This window comes from Luteimonas salinilitoris (assembly GCF_041300785.1).
Lineage (GTDB): Bacteria > Pseudomonadota > Gammaproteobacteria > Xanthomonadales > Xanthomonadaceae > Luteimonas > Luteimonas salinilitoris.
The window spans coordinates 127,358-142,697 of sequence record NZ_JBFWIB010000002.1; the positions used below are offsets into that span (position 1 = coordinate 127,358).

General features: G+C 70.4%; 14 protein-coding genes, 1 tRNA gene and 1 pseudogene. 3 read left to right on the plus strand and 13 right to left on the minus strand.

All coding sequences use genetic code 11. From position 1 onward, the window contains the following. Window positions 1-171: 171 nt before the first annotated feature. Together AB5T46_RS03905 and AB5T46_RS03910 are read right to left on the minus strand one after the other, a co-directional pair. Entirely contained in the window at window positions 172-669 is a 498-nt protein-coding gene (locus AB5T46_RS03905; protein ID WP_370563089.1) for a YciE/YciF ferroxidase family protein, read from the minus strand. 418 nt (window positions 670-1,087) lie between these two features. Further along, window positions 1,088-1,174: transfer RNA gene (locus AB5T46_RS03910), tRNA-Leu, on the minus strand. A gap of 365 nt (window positions 1,175-1,539) precedes the next feature. Between AB5T46_RS03910 and rnr the strand changes: the two are divergent. Together rnr and rlmB are read left to right on the plus strand one after the other, a co-directional pair. After that, window positions 1,540-3,768: pseudogene (gene rnr / locus AB5T46_RS03915) on the plus strand (ribonuclease R); the annotation flags it as partial. Window positions 3,769-4,044: 276 nt separating this feature from the next. Continuing rightward, window positions 4,045-4,794, plus strand: a complete 750-nt coding sequence (rlmB, locus tag AB5T46_RS03920) for a 23S rRNA (guanosine(2251)-2'-O)-methyltransferase RlmB (RefSeq protein ID WP_370562553.1) — start codon at window positions 4,045-4,047, stop codon at window positions 4,792-4,794. A 201-nt stretch (window positions 4,795-4,995) separates the two neighbouring features. Here the strand turns inward: rlmB and metX are convergent, their stop codons facing one another. The 11 genes from metX to AB5T46_RS03975 form a co-directional block, all read right to left on the minus strand. After that, window positions 4,996-6,111 carry a homoserine O-acetyltransferase MetX gene (metX, locus tag AB5T46_RS03925; RefSeq protein WP_370562554.1) on the minus strand — a complete coding sequence of 372 codons (1,116 nt, stop codon included), beginning with the start codon at window positions 6,109-6,111 and terminating at the stop codon, window positions 4,996-4,998. 175 nt (window positions 6,112-6,286) lie between these two features. Then, complete coding sequence (locus AB5T46_RS03930) at window positions 6,287-7,312, minus strand: tetratricopeptide repeat protein (RefSeq protein ID WP_370562555.1); 1,026 nt, start codon at window positions 7,310-7,312, stop codon at window positions 6,287-6,289. Beyond that, window positions 7,312-7,722: a cytochrome c-type biogenesis protein gene (locus AB5T46_RS03935; protein ID WP_370563090.1), complete on the minus strand. Its 411-nt coding sequence runs from the start codon at window positions 7,720-7,722 to the stop codon at window positions 7,312-7,314. The genes AB5T46_RS03930 and AB5T46_RS03935 overlap by 1 nt, the downstream gene beginning before the upstream one ends. A gap of 137 nt (window positions 7,723-7,859) precedes the next feature. Beyond that, window positions 7,860-8,417, minus strand: coding sequence for a DsbE family thiol:disulfide interchange protein (locus AB5T46_RS03940; protein ID WP_370562556.1), 558 nt, complete (start codon window positions 8,415-8,417; stop codon window positions 7,860-7,862). Beyond that, window positions 8,414-10,336 carry a heme lyase CcmF/NrfE family subunit gene (locus AB5T46_RS03945; RefSeq protein WP_370562558.1) on the minus strand — a complete coding sequence of 641 codons (1,923 nt, stop codon included), beginning with the start codon at window positions 10,334-10,336 and terminating at the stop codon, window positions 8,414-8,416. The genes AB5T46_RS03940 and AB5T46_RS03945 overlap by 4 nt, the downstream gene beginning before the upstream one ends. Window positions 10,337-10,410: 74 nt before the next feature. Beyond that, a complete protein-coding gene (gene ccmE, locus AB5T46_RS03950; protein WP_370562559.1) occupies window positions 10,411-10,890 on the minus strand; it encodes a cytochrome c maturation protein CcmE in 480 nt (159 codons plus the stop codon). Continuing rightward, window positions 10,887-11,051, minus strand: a complete 165-nt coding sequence (gene ccmD, locus AB5T46_RS03955) for a heme exporter protein CcmD (protein ID WP_370562560.1) — start codon at window positions 11,049-11,051, stop codon at window positions 10,887-10,889. The genes ccmE and ccmD overlap by 4 nt, the downstream gene beginning before the upstream one ends. Then, complete coding sequence (gene ccmC, locus AB5T46_RS03960; protein WP_370562561.1) at window positions 11,048-11,797, minus strand: heme ABC transporter permease CcmC; 750 nt, start codon at window positions 11,795-11,797, stop codon at window positions 11,048-11,050. The genes ccmD and ccmC overlap by 4 nt, the downstream gene beginning before the upstream one ends. A 43-nt stretch (window positions 11,798-11,840) precedes the next feature. Continuing rightward, window positions 11,841-12,533 carry a heme exporter protein CcmB gene (gene ccmB, locus AB5T46_RS03965; protein ID WP_370562562.1) on the minus strand — a complete coding sequence of 231 codons (693 nt, stop codon included), beginning with the start codon at window positions 12,531-12,533 and terminating at the stop codon, window positions 11,841-11,843. A gap of 337 nt (window positions 12,534-12,870) precedes the next feature. Further along, window positions 12,871-13,515 carry a heme ABC exporter ATP-binding protein CcmA gene (ccmA, locus tag AB5T46_RS03970; RefSeq protein ID WP_370562563.1) on the minus strand — a complete coding sequence of 215 codons (645 nt, stop codon included), beginning with the start codon at window positions 13,513-13,515 and terminating at the stop codon, window positions 12,871-12,873. 117 nt (window positions 13,516-13,632) lie between these two features. Beyond that, window positions 13,633-14,103 (minus strand): DUF3293 domain-containing protein, encoded by a 471-nt coding sequence (locus tag AB5T46_RS03975; RefSeq protein ID WP_370562564.1) that lies wholly within the window; start codon window positions 14,101-14,103, stop codon window positions 13,633-13,635. A gap of 52 nt (window positions 14,104-14,155) precedes the next feature. Between AB5T46_RS03975 and AB5T46_RS03980 the strand changes: the two genes are divergently transcribed. Continuing rightward, window positions 14,156-15,307, plus strand: a complete 1,152-nt coding sequence (locus AB5T46_RS03980) for a pyridoxal phosphate-dependent aminotransferase (protein WP_370562565.1) — start codon at window positions 14,156-14,158, stop codon at window positions 15,305-15,307. Window positions 15,308-15,340: the final 33 nt, after the last annotated feature.

Consider the following 15,340-nt stretch of genomic DNA (forward strand, 5'->3'; position numbering starts at 1 on the left):
GATCGCCCTCTCTACGAGCGAAAACGGCTTTTCGATACTGGACGCAAGGCGGTTAATCAGGCGTGTAGCGGCGGAGGTGCAAGCGTGAATGGAGACGGATCGACCCCGACGCTTCGGCAGGTCTGCGGCGGGCGTGGCATGGAAACCGTACCCGCCGCTCCGCCGCGCGATTCAGGCGGCCGCAGCCGCTTCCTGGTTCATGCCCTGCTCGGCGAGCCTAGTGAGTTTCTCGTCCGTCGCCTTCTCCTCCTCCAGCGTCGCCAGAAGCGGCTCCAGCGCGTCCTCGTATCCCAGCTGCCTGGCCAGCGCGCACAGCGTGCCGTAGCAGGCGATCTCGTAGTGCTCGACCTTCTGCGCACCGCCGATCAGGGCGGCATCGCGCACCGGCCCGGCCGCCACCTCGTCGATGATCTCGTTGCCTTCCCCGATCAGCCCCTCCATCGCCTCGCACTTGATCCGCTTGATCTTGATGCCAATCGCGCTGGCCACCTGTTCCAGGCGCTCGATCTGGCCGTTGGTTTCCTCGAGGTGGGTTTCGAACGCGCTCGACAGGTCCGGGTCGCTGGCCGCCTTGGCGAGCCTGGGCAACGCCTTGGTGAGCTGCCTCTCGGCGCTGTGGATGTCGGAAAGTGAATGGACGAAGAAGTCTTCGAGCGTCTTGATGGCCATGGCGTTGCCTCCGGTGCTTGCGTGCGGAAGAGCGGCGGGATGCCGCGGCGCAGAAGCTAGCAACGGCTGCGACAGCGCGGCGTGATCTGCAGGAGTTTCCCGGCGCGAAATTCCTGCGCGGCCGACGTGCCAAATCGCCACGAGGACAAGGTGCACGGGCGCCATCGGTGGCGGTGTCGGGATGTCCGGACGCGGCCGACGCGTGTGGCTTCGACGAACTTTCTTCGCGCGTCTCAAAAACTGCCCGCACCGATGCGGCGCGGACGCGCCCTTGGCCGCGCCTGATCTGGCAGGCGACGTGCGCGCCTAGCAGGCGCGCGCCGTCCGATTCCTTCGTGGGCCGGGGGCGGCGCATTCCCCGGGTGCCCAAAAAGCAAAACCCCCGATTGCCCGGGGGTTTTTCTTTGTTCTCGACCCATGGTGCCCAGGAGAGGACTCGAACCTCCACGGAGTTGCCCCCGCTAGCACCTGAAGCTAGTGCGTCTACCAATTCCGCCACCTGGGCGGGTCAAGGGCGCGTATGTTGCGTTGCAGGACGAAGCTTGTCAATGCTTCCCGCGCCGTCGAATGTCCCCGGGATCACGCCCGGCTGAACGAAGCACGTGTACCATCCCGGCGATGGCAAAAGTTCCCAGCAAGCGCGGCAGTGGCCGCGGCAAGAAGACCTCTACCGCGAATGGATCGCCGACATCCAAACGCGCGGCCGGCAATCCGAAAGCGGCGAAGAAGCTGCCGGGGTGGATGCCCGAGACGGCGGGTTCCGGTGAGCGCGGCGCGGATCGCGGCGCGAAGCCGAAGTCCAGGTCCAGGCCCACGCACGCCACGCAGGGCAAGCATGGCGCCGGGGGCGGAAGCCGTAGTGGCGGTGGTTTCACCGACCCCCAGGCCGACCGCGAGGCCGACCGCTACGCCAATCCCATCGCCAGCCGCGAGGCGATCCTGCAGCTGCTCGCCGATGCCGACGGCCCGCAGACCGCGGACGAACTGGCGCAGCGGCTCGGGCTGACCGCGCCGGACCGTTTCGACGCACTGGGCAAGCGCCTGGGTGCGATGGTGCGCGACGGCCAACTGCTGCAGAACCGCCGCGGCGGCTACGCGCCGGCCGCGCAGCTGGACCTGATCCCCGGCACCGTGATCGCCAATCCCGACGGCTTCGGCTTCCTGCGGCCCGACACCGGCGCCGGCGACGACCTCTTCCTGCCGCCCAACGAGATGCGCAAGGCGATGCACGGCGATCGGGTGATGGCCGCCGTGTCCGGCGTCGACCGCCGCGGCCGCCGCGAGGGCGTGATCGTCGAGGTGCTCGAGCGCCGCCTCAATCGCCTGATCGGCCGCTTCACGGTCGAGTCGGGCATCAGTTTCGTGGTGCCCGACGACCGCCGCATCCAGCGCAACGTGCAGGTCCCGTCCGAATCGCGGCTCGACGCGCAGCACGGGCAACTGGTGGTCTGCGAGATCGTGCAGGCCGCCGACGTGCGGCGCCCGCCGATCGGCCGCGTGCTGGCGGTCCTGGGCGACGCACTGACGCCGTCGCTGGTGGTGGAGGCGGCGATCCACGGCCACGAGCTGCCGCACGAGTTCCCGCAGGCGGTGCTGGACGAGGCCGCGTCGGTGCCGCTGACGGTCGACATGAAGTCCGCGGGCGGACGCGTCGACCTGCGCCAGCTGCCGCTGGTGACCATCGACGGGGAGGACGCCAAGGACTTCGACGATGCGGTGTGGTGCGAACCGGACCGCGACGGCTTCCGCCTGATCGTGGCGATCGCCGACGTCTCCTACTACGTGCGCCCGGAGAGCCCGCTCGACGACGAGGCCCAGCTGCGCGCGACCAGCGTGTACTTCCCCGGCTTCGTGGTGCCGATGCTGCCCGAGACCCTGTCCAACGGCATCTGCTCGCTGCGCCCGGAGCTCGACCGCCTGTGCTTCGTCTGCGACATGCAGGTCGCCCGCGACGGCACCGTGCGCTCGTCGAAGTTCTACGAGGCGGTGATGCATTCGCACGCACGCCTGACCTATACCCAGGTGTGGAACGCGATCGGCGAGGACGATGCCGAGGCCCAGGAGCAGGTCGGCGCGCTGATGCCGCAGCTGCGGCAGCTGCACCAGCTCTACCAGGCGCTGGCGAAGGCGCGGGCCAGGCGCGGGGCGATCGAGTTCGAGACCTCGGAAGTGCGGTTCGTCCTCGACAACCGCGGCGAGGTGGTGCAGGCCGGCATGCTGCTGCGCAACGACGCGCACAAGCTGATCGAGGAGTGCATGATCGCGGCCAATGTCGAGGCGGCGAAGTTCCTGCTCGAGACGGAAGTGCCGGCGCCCTATCGCGTGCACGACAAGCCGCCCGAGTCCAAGTACGCCGACCTGCTGGAGTTCCTCAAGGAATTCCAGCTGCGCATGCCGCCCTGGGGCCGGGTGCGTCCGAAGGATTTCACCAGCCTGCTGGCCAAGGTGCGCGAGCGGCCGGACGGGCCGCTGATCGAGTCGGTGCTGCTGCGCAGCCAGAGCCTGGCGGTGTACGCGCCCGAGAACATCGGCCACTTCGGCCTGGCGCTGGAGGCGTACGCGCACTTCACTTCGCCGATCCGGCGCTATCCGGACCTGCTGGTGCACCGCGCGATCAAGCACGCGCTGCTGGGCAAGCCGCCGCAGGCGTTCCGCTACTCCGCCCGCGACATGGCGGCGCTGTCGCTGCAGTGCTCCGAACGCGGGCGCCGCGCCGACGAGGCCGAGCGCGAAGTGGACGAGCGCTACCGGGCCGCCTGGATGGAGCAGCACGTCGGCGGCGAGTTCGACGGCGTGGTCAGCGGCGTGACCAGCTTCGGGCTGTTCGTGGAGCTCGACCAGTCCAAGGTCAACGGCCTGATCCACGTCACCCAGCTGCCGCACGATTTCTATCACTTCGATCCGATCCGCAAGACCCTGACCGGCCAGCGCCGTGGCCGCGAGTACCGCCTCGGCGACCGTGCGCGGGTGCGGGTGCTCAAGGCCAGCCTGGAGGAGCGCAAGATCGACTTCGGCCTGGTCGAGGCGGGCGAGCCGGTGCCGACGGCGCCGCCGCCGCCGCGCGGAAAACCGGCGAAGCGTCCCAAGCGCAAGTACTGAGTCGTGGCGGCAGGACTGGCCATGGCGGCCGGCTCTCCATGCCTGATGAGCAAGACCGGGAACGACCGGGCGCCTGCTGCAAGAACGGCTTCGTCCGCGCTTTCGTAGAGCGGAGCTTGCTCCGCTGCCCTTGTGTCGGCTCCGGGGCCGAGAGCAGCCGAGCAAGCTCGGCTCTACGGGTCGGCTGGCTGGAATTCCGGCGTGGGCCGCGTTGCGTGACCGGCGGCGCGCCGTCACATCGGCGACAATACGCGCCGGATCTCCGGACAGAGGCACATGAGCAAGGACCACCACTGGATTGCCGGCATCAACGCCGTTTCCGCCGCGATCGAGCACGACGCAGAGCACGTGCGCGAGGTGTTGCTGGAAGCCGGAGGAAAGAATCCGCGGCTGTCCGCGATCGAGGTCGAGGCCCGGCGCAAGGACATCGACGTGCGCCGCGTGGCCCAGCAGGCGCTCGACGGCGTCGCCGGCGGCCTGCGCCACCAGGGCGCCGCCGCGCGCTACGCCGCGGTGAAGACCTGGGACGAGCGCGAACTGCCGGCGCTGGTCGAGGCGGCGGCGGGCCGGGCGCTGGTGCTGGTGCTCGACGGCGTGCAGGATCCGCACAACCTCGGCGCCTGCCTGCGCAGCGCGGCGGCGGCCGGCGTGACCGCCGTGGTCATCCCCAAGGACAAGGCCGTGCAGGTCAACGCCACGGTGCGCAAGACCTCGGCCGGCGCCGCCGATACCGTGCCGGTGGTGCGCGCGAGCAACCTGGCGCGGGTGCTGCGCGAACTGCAGAAGCTCGGCGTGTGGATCTATGGACTGGCGGCCGATACCGACACGTCGCTGTACGGCCTGGACCTGCGCGGCAATGTCGCCCTGGTGCTGGGCGGCGAGGCCGAAGGCCTGCGCCGCCTGACGCGGGAGCATTGCGACGGGCTGGCCGCGATCCCGATGCCGGGCGGCTTCGAGAGCCTGAACGTCTCGGTCGCCACCGGCGTGGTGCTGTTCGAGGCGGTGCGGCAGCGGCAGGGCAGTTGATCGCGCGAAACCGGCCCGCTGCAGCGCCGTAGGAGCGCGCCATGCGCGCGATACCGCGGGCATGACGCCGCCCGCGAATTCCGGTGACCGGCGCGCCTGCCGGTCCAGAATCGCGTCATCCACCGGATCCTGCCGGCGCCCGCGGTATCGCGCGCATGGCGCGCTCCTACGCCAAGACAGCACCGCGCCGATGGCTGGAGATCAGATTCCCGCGAGAAATCCGGCGACGGCGGGCCCGAAGCGCTCGATGTCGACCAGGAAGGCGTCGTGCCCCTGCGGCGACGGCAGCGGCAGGAATCGCGCGTCGGCGCCGCCGGCGCGCAGCCCCTCGGCGATCTGCCGCTGCTGCTGCAGCGGGAACAGGATGTCCGTCTCGACGCCGATCGCAAGCGCCTTCTCCACCTCGATGCGCGCCAGTCCGGCGTCGGTGTCGCCGCCGACCGGCTCGCCGATGTCGAACCAGTCCATCGAACGGCTCAGGTAGAGATAGCTGTTGGGATCGAAGCGCCGCACGAAGCGCCGCGCATGCGCCTCGAGGTAGCTCTCGACCTCGAACTCGAGCCCGAATGGATCCTCGTCGTCGCGGCGGTCCGAATCCAGCCGCACGCGGCCGAAGCGGCCGTCCCATTCCAGAGCCGAACGATAGGTGATCACGCCGAGCTTGCGCGCCATGCGCATGCCGCTCTCGGGATAGGTGGCGTCGTCGTAGTCGCCGTCGTTCCAGTTCGGGTCCAGGCGGATGGCCTCGCGCTGCAGCGAACGGATCGCGATCGAGAACGGCAACGCGCGCGCGGCGCCGGAGATGTTGACGTGGCTGCGGGCAAGGCCCGGGTGCCGTAGCAGCAGCGACAGCGCGCTCATGCCGCCCATCGAGTTGCCGATCACGCAGGCCAGCCGCTCGATCCCGAGCGCGCGCACCACCAGTGCCGCGGTGTCGGCCACGTCCTCGAGCGACAGGTCGGGAAAGCGCAGCCGCCACGGCTGGCCGTCATCGGGATGCGGCGACGCCGGTCCGGTGGAGCCCTTGCAGCTGCCGAGCGAGTTGACGCAGACCACGTACCAGCGATCGGTGTCGATCGGCTTGCCCGGGCCGAGCATCGCCTGCCACCAGCCCGGCGCGGGGTCGTCGTCGTGCGCGGCGGCGTGCGCGTCGGGCGACAGCCCGGTGAGGATCAGGATCGCGTTGTCGCCGGCGGCATCGAGTTCGCCCCAGGTCTCGTAGGCGATGCGTGCGCCGTGCAGCAGACCGCCGCGTTTCACCGGCAGCGGCGAGGGAAGATCGAGGAAGCGGCTGCCGGGAGGGATGAATTCGGTCATGCGGGGAGTTTAACGGGAGTCCGCGATGTCACCCTCCGTAGGAGCGCCCCATGGGCGCGATGCCGCGGGAATCCCACCGCCCGCAAATTCCGGCGACCGGCGTACCTGCCGGTCCAGAATCGCGGCATCCACCGGGTCATGCCGACACCCGCGGCATCGCGCCCATGGGGCACTCCTACGGAGAGGTGCCCAGGGTCAGTTCGACGGGTTGCCGGGCGGGCAGGGCGATGCGCACCGGTTCGGATGTGATATCACCCGCCTGCGGCATGGCGTTGCCGCTGGCGGAGATGCGCGCGAGCAGTTCGACTTCCGGCAGCGCCGACAGCTTCTGCGCCGGCATCGGGCCGTCGCTGTCGTCCAGGGTGAGTTCGAGCGGCAGTTCGCCCAGGCGGTGCTTCTGCACCGCGACCGGCATCGGCGGTCCGCCCGGAACGCGGGCGATCACGAACACGCTGGCCTCGGGATCGAGGCGCACGCGGGCGGCGAAGCCGGGGTCCAGCGTCACGCGTACGCGCACGGCATGCGTGCCGGCGGCAGGCGAATCGTCCGGCGTCGCTGCGTCCGCCGGCGGCAGTGGCGGCAGTCCGGAGGCTTCGCGCGCGGCATCGATCTGGTCGCGCAGGCCCGCGGCCGCCTCGGGGCCGAGCGTGGCCAGCAGGGGCTCCCAGGTCGCCGCGGCTTCGGCATGCTGCCCGGCCTGGCGCTGGGCGATGCCGAGGAACAGGCGCGCGCGCTCCTGCGTCGGGTCCAGCGTCAGCACCCGCTGCAGGAGCGCGATCGCCTCGGCATCGAAGCGTCGCTGCGGATCGGCCTGGGCGCGCGATTCGGCGTACTCGAGCTGCGCGCCAACGTCTTCCGGCGCGAGTTTCGCCGCCCGCGCGAACGCGTCGCGGGCCTCGGCCATGCGTCCTTCCTCGCGATAGGCGCGACCGAGCAGGCGCCAGCCTTCGCCCTGGCGCGGATCGCGCTCCAGTTCGGCCTCGAGCCGGGCGACGGCGTCGGCCAGCGTGCGCGGCGCCTCGCGCTGCGCCGGGTCGAGCCCGGCCGGCGTGCCGACCAGCGCGTACAGGCATAATGCCAGCACCGGCATCGCGACGACCACGACGATGGCCAGCCGCCGCGATTGCGCGCGCAGCGGCCAGGCGACGATGGCGGCGACGGCGATGGCCAGTACGGCCGACAGGACAAGAAACACGTGCATCACCATTCCTGCCGGTCGTCTTCGGGCACCGCCGCCGACCCGCGGCGGCGGCGTACGAGCCGCATGATGACCAGGCCGCCCGCCAGCAGCAGCAGTGCCGGGCCGAACCACAGCAGCCAGGTGCTGGTGCCGACGCGCGGGCGGTACAGCACGAACTCGCCGTAGCGGTCGACCAGGTGCTGGCGCACCTGCTCGTCGTCCAGGCCGCGGCGCATCAGCACCAGCACCTCGCGCCGCAGGTCGTGCGCGATCTGCGCGTTGGAATCGGCCAGCGACTGGTTCTGGCACATCACGCAGCGCAGTTCGGCGACGAGCGCACGGAAGCGCCGTTCCTCGGCGCGGTCGTGGAACTGCAGCGGCGTCGGGTCCTGCGCCGCCTGCGCGTGCGCGATGGACGGAAGCAGGGCCAGCAGCAATGCAAGCAGCAGCGCCCGTGTTGTCTTCCGTGCCCGTCGCGCGCCGTAGAGCGGAGCTTGCTCCGCTGCCTTCGGCTCCGGAGCCCGGGAGCAGCCGAGCAAGCTCGGCTCTACGGAGGCGGGTGCGTCGTTCATCGGGATTCCAGCCGTTCCAGCGCCGGGACCAGTTTCTCGCGCACGTCGTCGTCGGTCATCGGGCCGACGTGCTTCCAGCGCACGATGCCGTCGGCGTCGACCAGGAAGGTTTCCGGTGCGCCGTAGATGCCCCACTCGATGGCGCTGTGGCCCTCGTAGTCCACCAGCACCATCCAGTAGGGATTGCCGAACTGCTCGAGCCAGCGCAGCGCATCGGCGTGCTCGTCCTTCCAGTTGTAGCCGATCACCCGCACGCGCCGCGTTTCCGCGAAACGCGTCAGCACGCCGTGCTCCTCGCGACAACCGGGGCACCAGCTGCCCCACACGTTGAGCACGTAGGGCGCGCCGCGCAGCTGTTCCGACGACACCAGGCGACCGGGTTCGTGCAGCACCGGCAGCTCGAACGCAGGCGCCGGCTTGCCGATCAACGGCGAGGGCAGGGCGTCGCGGCCGGGGTCGCGGCTGAGCCAGACGCCGGCGGCGAGCAGCGCGACGATCGCGCCGAACACGACCAGCGGCAACCAACGCAGATTGCGGCCGGGCGTTGCATTCATGCGTTCGTCTCCATGCGACGGCGAAAACGCCGATCGGTCGCGGCGACGAAGCCGCCCAGCGCCATCAATGCGGCGCCGGCCCAGATCCAGCGCACGAACGGCTTGAGATGGGCGCGCACCGCCCAGGCATCGTCGCCCAGCGGCTCGCCGAGGGCGACGAAGATATCGCCGAACGGGCCGGGCCGGATCGCGGCCTCGGTCATCACCTGGCCGCCGCTGGCGTAGTGGCGCTTCTCCGGGTGCAGCATGGCCACGTCGCGGCCGTCGCGCAGCAGCTGCACGCTGCCCCGGTCCGCGCTGTAGTTGGTGCCCTGCAGGCGCTCGACGCCTTCCAGCCGGAAGCCGTGGCGCCCGATCTCCAGCGTCTCGCCGGGCTTGAGCGCCACCTCGCGCTGCACGTTCATGGCTTCGACCAGCAGCGCGCCGGCCAGGAACACGGCGACGCCGAAGTGCGCCAGGCTCATGCCCAGCATCTCCGCGGTGAAGCGGCTGCCGTCGGCCTTGAACCGTGTCCACACGAAGCGCAGCGTGCCGGCGCCGACCCACAGCGCGCCGGCGACGCCCGCGGCGACCTTCCATGGCCCCTGTGGCGCCAGGAAAAACGCGACCGCACCGCCGATCAACGCCAGCGCGAACCACGGCGCCAGCATCGCCAGCGGCCGCGACACCTCCTCTCGCTGCCAGCGGGTCAGCGGCCCGAATGGCAGCAGCAGCACCAGCGGCGCCATCAGCACCAGGAACAGCAGCCCGAAGTAGGGCGGCCCGACCGAGATCTTGCCCAGGTCCAAAGCGTCGGCCAGCAGCGGATACAGCGTGCCCAGCAGCACCATCGCGCAGGCCGCCAGCAGCAGCAGGTTGTTGAGCAGCAACAGGGTTTCGCGCGAGCCGGCGGCGAACGGCTTGCCGTCCTCGCCCGACGGCGCGCGCAACGCGTACAGCAGCAGCGAACCGCCGACGATGATGCCGAGGAAGATCAGGATGAACAGCCCGCGCGCCGGATCGGCGGCGAAGCTGTGCACGCTGGTCAGCACCCCGGAGCGGACCAGGAACGCGCCCAGCAGCGACAGCGAGAACGTGGCGATCGCCAGCAGCAGGGTCCAGCCGCGGAAGCTGCCGCGCTTTTCGGTGACCGCCTGCGAATGCAGCAGCGCAGCGCCGGCCAGCCACGGCATGAAGCTGGCGTTCTCCACCGGATCCCAGAACCACCAGCCGCCCCAGCCGAGCTCGTAGTACGCCCACCAGCTGCCCAGGGCGATGCCAATGGTGAGGAACGCCCAGGCGATGTTGGTCCAGGGCCGCGTCCAGCGCAGCCAGCGGGCATCGACCCGCCCGTCCAGCAGCGCGGCGATCGCGAACGCGAACGGCACCACGAAGCCGGCATAGCCGACGTACAGCATCGGAGGATGGATGATCATCCCCGGATCCTGCAGCAGCGGGTTGAGATCGCGGCCTTCCATGACGGCCGGCAACAGGCGTTCGAACGGGTTGCTGGTGAAGATCAGGAAGGCGAGGAAGCCGAGCGACACCGCGCCCATCACCCCGAGCACCCGCGCGATCACCTGCGGCGGCAGCGAGCGCGAGAAGCACGCCACCGCCCCGTTCCAGGCCGCGATCACCAGCACCCAGAACAGCAGCGAGCCCTCGTGGTTGCCCCAGACGGCGGTGTAGCGGTAGACCACCGGCAGCAGCGAATTGGAGTTCTCGGCGACATAGCGCACCGAGAAGTCCTGGGTCACGAAGGCGTAGGTCAGCGCCGCGAACGCCAGGGCGACCAGGCCGAGCTGCGCCCAGGCCGCCGGCCGCGCGACCGCCATCCACGAACCGATGCCGCGCCGCGCGCCGAGCAGCGGCAGCACCGTCTGCAGGGTCGCGGCCAGCAGTGCCAGCAGCAGCGTGATCTGGCCGAGTTCAGGCAGCATCGCCGCTCACCTCGCCGACGCTTGCAAAGGGGAGGCTTCCCCCCTTTTTGAAGGGGAAAAAGCGAAGCGACTGCTCAATATTCAGCCTCCGCTGCCGGCGTCTCGATCCCGTGCTTCTCATGCGCCATGCCCATCTTGTCGGCGACCTCCTTGGGCACGTAGGTCTCGTCGTGCTTGGCCAGCACCTGCTCGGCGACGAAGGTGCCGTCCTGCATGCGCCCGGTGGCGACCACGGCTTGGTTCTCGCGGAACAGGTCCGGCAGGATCCCGGTGTAGACCACCGGCAGTTCGCCGTCGCCGTCGGTGACCCGGAAGCTCGCCTGCATCGAGCCGCTCTCGCGGTGGAACGAACCGTCCGCGACCATGCCGCCAAGGCGGAACCGCGCCTCGCCCGAGGCGACCGGCGCCCCGGCGCGGCCGTCGAGGATCTCGGCGGGCGTGTACAGGTAGGCGACGTTGCGCTGCAGGGCGAGGGCGACCAGGGCCGTCGCCAGCGCGGCCGCGGCGACCAGCGCGACCACGAACCAGAGACGGCGGCGGCGGATCGGATTCATCGGGACGGGTCCTGGGATTGCGCGGCTGCCGCGCGCCGCGCGGCCAGCAGCTTCACCGCGCGCAGCAGTTGGCGGGTGCGGATGCGCGGGGCGACGAAGTCCCACAGCAGCACGACCACGAACACGAGGTAGGCGGCCAGCACGTAGCTTCCGTAGGTCATCGCGGCGCCTCCACCAGTTTGCGCACCCAGTCCTTGCCGGCTTCGCGCCGCAGGTTATCGGCGCGCGCGCGCGCCAGCAGCGAGCCGACGAACCACAGCTTGGTGCCGACCAGCATCCAGATCAACGGCGGCAGCATGCTGGCGTCCATCGAGGACTCGCCGATCACGCGGATGGTCTGGCCCTGGTGCAGCGAGTTCCACCACACCACCGAGTAGCGGATCACCGGCAGCAGCGCCACGCCGACGATCGCCAGCAGGCCGGCGGCACGCGCCGCCGCGCGGCGGTCGTCGATGGCGCCGTACAGGCCGATCACGCCCAGGTACAGGAACAGCAGGATCAGCTCGGTGGTCAGGCGCGGGTCCCAGTCCCACCAGGTGCCCCACATCGGCTTGCCCCAGATGCTGCCGGTGGCCAGGGTGATCACGGTGAAGGCGGCGCCGATCGGCGCGCACGCCATCGCCAGGATCTCGCACAGCTTGATCCGCCAGACCAGGGCGATGGCGGCGTACAGCGCCATCAGCGCATACACCGCCAGGCTCATCCACGCGCTCGGCACGTGGATGTAGAGGATGCGGAAGCTGTCGCCCTGCTGGTAGTCGGCCGGCGCCACGAACAGCGCGCCGTACGCGCCCCAGGCCATCGCCAGCAGGCCCAGCGCATAACCCCACGGCGCCCAGCGCGCGGCGAAGCGATCGAAGGTGGGCGGCGAGCCGAGTTGGTGGAACCAGCGGAGGACGGGATTCATTCGTTTCTGTTCCCTCCGCCGCGTGGGCGAGGGTGGTCGGGGGTCAGTTGAGGGTGATCCGGATCGCCGCCGCGGCGGCTGCCGGCGCCAACACCAGCGCCAGCGCGAGGCCGGCGGCGAGCATCAGCAGGCCGCCGCCGGGGTCCTGTCCCTGCGCGGCGAGCGCGACGCTGCCGGCGCCGAACACCAGCACCGGCACGTACAGCGGCAGCGCCAGCAGGGCCAACAGGATACCGGAGCGGCGCATGCCGACGGTTAATGCGGCCACCACGGCGCCGAGCAGGCTGAGCAGCGGCGTGCCCAGCGCCAGCCCGGCGAGCAGCGCCGGCAGTTGCGCCCGCGGCAGTTGCAGCAGTTCCGCCAGCAGCGGCGTGGCCAGCAGCAGCGGCAGCGCGGTGGTGGCCCAGTGCAGCGCGGTGCGCACCAGCACCAGCCATGCCAGCGGTACCGGCGCCAGCATCCACTGCTCCAGCGAGCCGTCCTCGGCGTCGCCGCGGAACAGGGTGTCCAGCGCCAGCAGGCCCGACAGCAGTACCGCGACCCACAGCACCCCGGCGGCCACCCCGGCCAGGATATCGGCGTCGCCGCCCAGCGCGAGCGCGAACAGCACGATCACCAGCAGCGCGAACAGCGCCGGTTGCAGGGCGTCGCCGCGGCGACGCCAGAGCAGGCGCAGGTCGCGGGCCGCCAGTGCGGCGGCGGCGCCGAACAGCCCGGGGAGCACCCGGTCGTTCATGTGCCGGCCCCGCGGGGCCGGTCCGCGACCCCGTTCCGGGTTGCTGCTCTCCCCCCTTCGAAAAAGGGGGACAGGGGGGATTTGCGCGGCGCCCGGTCAAGGCGAATGTCAGAGCAAATCGCTGCGCGATTCCCGGCCCCCGCGCAGCGCGCGGGGGCGCTCAAGCCGTCGCAAGCCTGCGGATTGCAAGCGACGGCTTTCGCCCCCCTCAATCCCCCTTTTCCAAAGGGGGAAGCTGAAGCCTCGTCTTTACGGGGGCGACCCGTGTCGCCTGTCCGGGCTTCGTCTCTGAGGCGTTCGCTGCCAGGCAGCCGCAGGCCCACGTTCGGAGCGCGCGTCATTGCGGATTTCCCAACACCAGTTCTCGTGTTCGCACCGGCGGCGCCGCGTACGCGCCATGGGTGGTCACCAGCGCGGCGCCGCCTGTGTCCAGGTGCGCCTGCACCATGCGGTTGACCAGTTCGATGCCCTCCAGGTCGAGATTGGCGTAGGGCTCGTCCAGCAGCCACAGCGGCATTGGCGACAGCCACAGCCGCGCCAGCGACAGGCGCTTCTTCTGTCCGGCCGAGAGTTGCCGCGCCAGGGTGTCCTCGTAGCCGGCCAGGCCGACGGTGGCCAGCGCCTGCTCCGGCCGCCGTTCCTGGCGGCGGCCATGTAGGCCGCACAGGAAGTTCAGGTTCTCCAGCGCGCTCAGGTCGGCCTTGAACGCCGGCAAATGACCGAGATAGGCGATCGCGCGCGAGCGCAGGGCGGTGCCGGTACGGCGGCCCTCGATGTCCACCTCGCCGGTATCCGCGCGCAGCAGGCCGGCCAGCACGCGCAGCAGCGTGGTCTTGCCGGCACCGTTGTCGCCGCGCACCAGCAGCGCCTCGCCGGCGTCGACCGCGAAGTCCAGCGGGCCGAACACCGCCGCGTCGTTGCGCGAGAAGCACAGGCCGCGCGCGGCCAGTAGCGGCGGAACGGGGGCGGGAGCGTCTGACATCGAAGGGCTAGGAGTGAGTGGAGAGGAGTGAGAAACGAGCAAGAGCAAGGCGCTTCCCTCGGTCCGTACTTGACGGGGGAACACTCGTTTCTCACTCCTCTCCACTCGTTTCTCGCCCTATTGTATCCAGTCGACGAAAGGATGCGGCTGCAGCGAGTCCGGCCGCGTCGCGTCCATCCGCAGCCGCACCGGCTCGCCGCGCTGCCAGTGCAGCGTGCCGAGCTGGCCGAAGCGCCGTGCCAGCGCGTCGAGTTCGGGGACGTCGATGTCGAGCACGACCCAGCTCGGTTCGCGCCAGCTGCGGTCGGGCGCCGAGGCGAAGGCGTGCACGCCTTTCCGGCCTTGGGCATGGATCGCGGCGTACAAGCGTTCGTCGTCGGCGCGATTGATCTCCTCGGCACGTGGCGCGGAATGCGGGTTCCAGGCCGACAGCAGGCCGAAGCGTTGCACCAGCGGGAATGCGCGTTCGATCTCCGGTGCCGGTTGGCCGATGCGGATCGCGTGCCAGTGGCCGCGCAGCCGCCAGCGATAGATGGCGGCAAGATAGCTGCGCTGCAGTTCGGACAGCGTGTCGTCGTCGAGTGGCACGGCGGCGGTTAAACTCCGGATGGTTCCCCCTTTTGCAGGTTAGCGAAACGAGATGAAACCCGATACCAAGCTGCCGAAGGTCGGCACCACGATCTTCACGGTGATGTCGCAGCTGGCGGCCGAGCACGAAGCGGTCAACCTCGGCCAGGGGTTTCCCGACTTTCCGGTGCCGCCGCGGCTGGTGGAGGAACTCGACCGCGCGATGCGCGCGGGCCACAACCAGTACGCGCCGATGACCGGCATTCCCGCCCTGCGCCAGGCGATCGCGGCCAAGACCGCGCGCGTGTACGGGGTGCGACCCGATCCGGACGCCGAGATCACCGTCACCAGCGGCGCGACCGAGGCGATCTTCAACGCCGTGCAGGCGGTGGTGCGCGCCGGCGAGGAGGTGATCGTGCTCGATCCGGCCTACGACAGCTACGAGCCGGCGATCGAGCTGGCCGGCGCGCGTGCGGTGCACGTGCCGCTGGATCCGCGCACGTTCGCGCCGGACTGGCGGCGCATCGGCGACGCGATCGGGCCGAAGACCCGCATGCTGATGATCAACTCGCCGCACAATCCCTCGGGCGCGATGCTGTCGGCCGCCGACATGGACACGCTGGCCGGCCTGCTGCGCGACACCGGGATCTGGCTGCTGTCGGACGAGGTCTACGAACACATCGTCTTCGACGGTGCGCGCCACGAGTCGGCGCTGCGCCATCCGGAACTGCGCGAGCGCGCGTTCGTGGTGTCGAGCTTCGGCAAGACCTATCACTGCACCGGCTGGAAGCTGGGCTACTGCATCGCGCCGCCGGCGCTGTCGGCCGAGTTCCGCAAGGTGCACCAGTACAACGTGTTCTGCACCTTCGCCCCGGCCCAGCACGCGTTCGCGGCGATGCTGGAGGCGGAACCGGAGCACTACGAGCAGCTGGGCGCGTTCTACCAGGCCAAGCGCGACCGTTTCCGCGAGCAGCTGCTGGGCACGAAACTGCGGCCGTTGCCGGTCCCGGGCGGCTACTTCCAGCTGGTCGACTATTCCGCCGTCAGCGATCTCGACGATGTCGCCTTCTGCCGCTGGCTGACGAGCGAGAAGGGCGTGGCGGCGATCCCGCTGTCGCCGTTCTACGAAACCCCGCCGGCCGGCCAGCGCCTGGCGCGGCTGTGCTTCGCCAAGAACGCCCCGACCCTGGACGCCGCGATCGAGCGGCTGCAGCGATTGCCGTAGGAGCGCGCCATGCGCGCGATGCCGGCGCCGTCG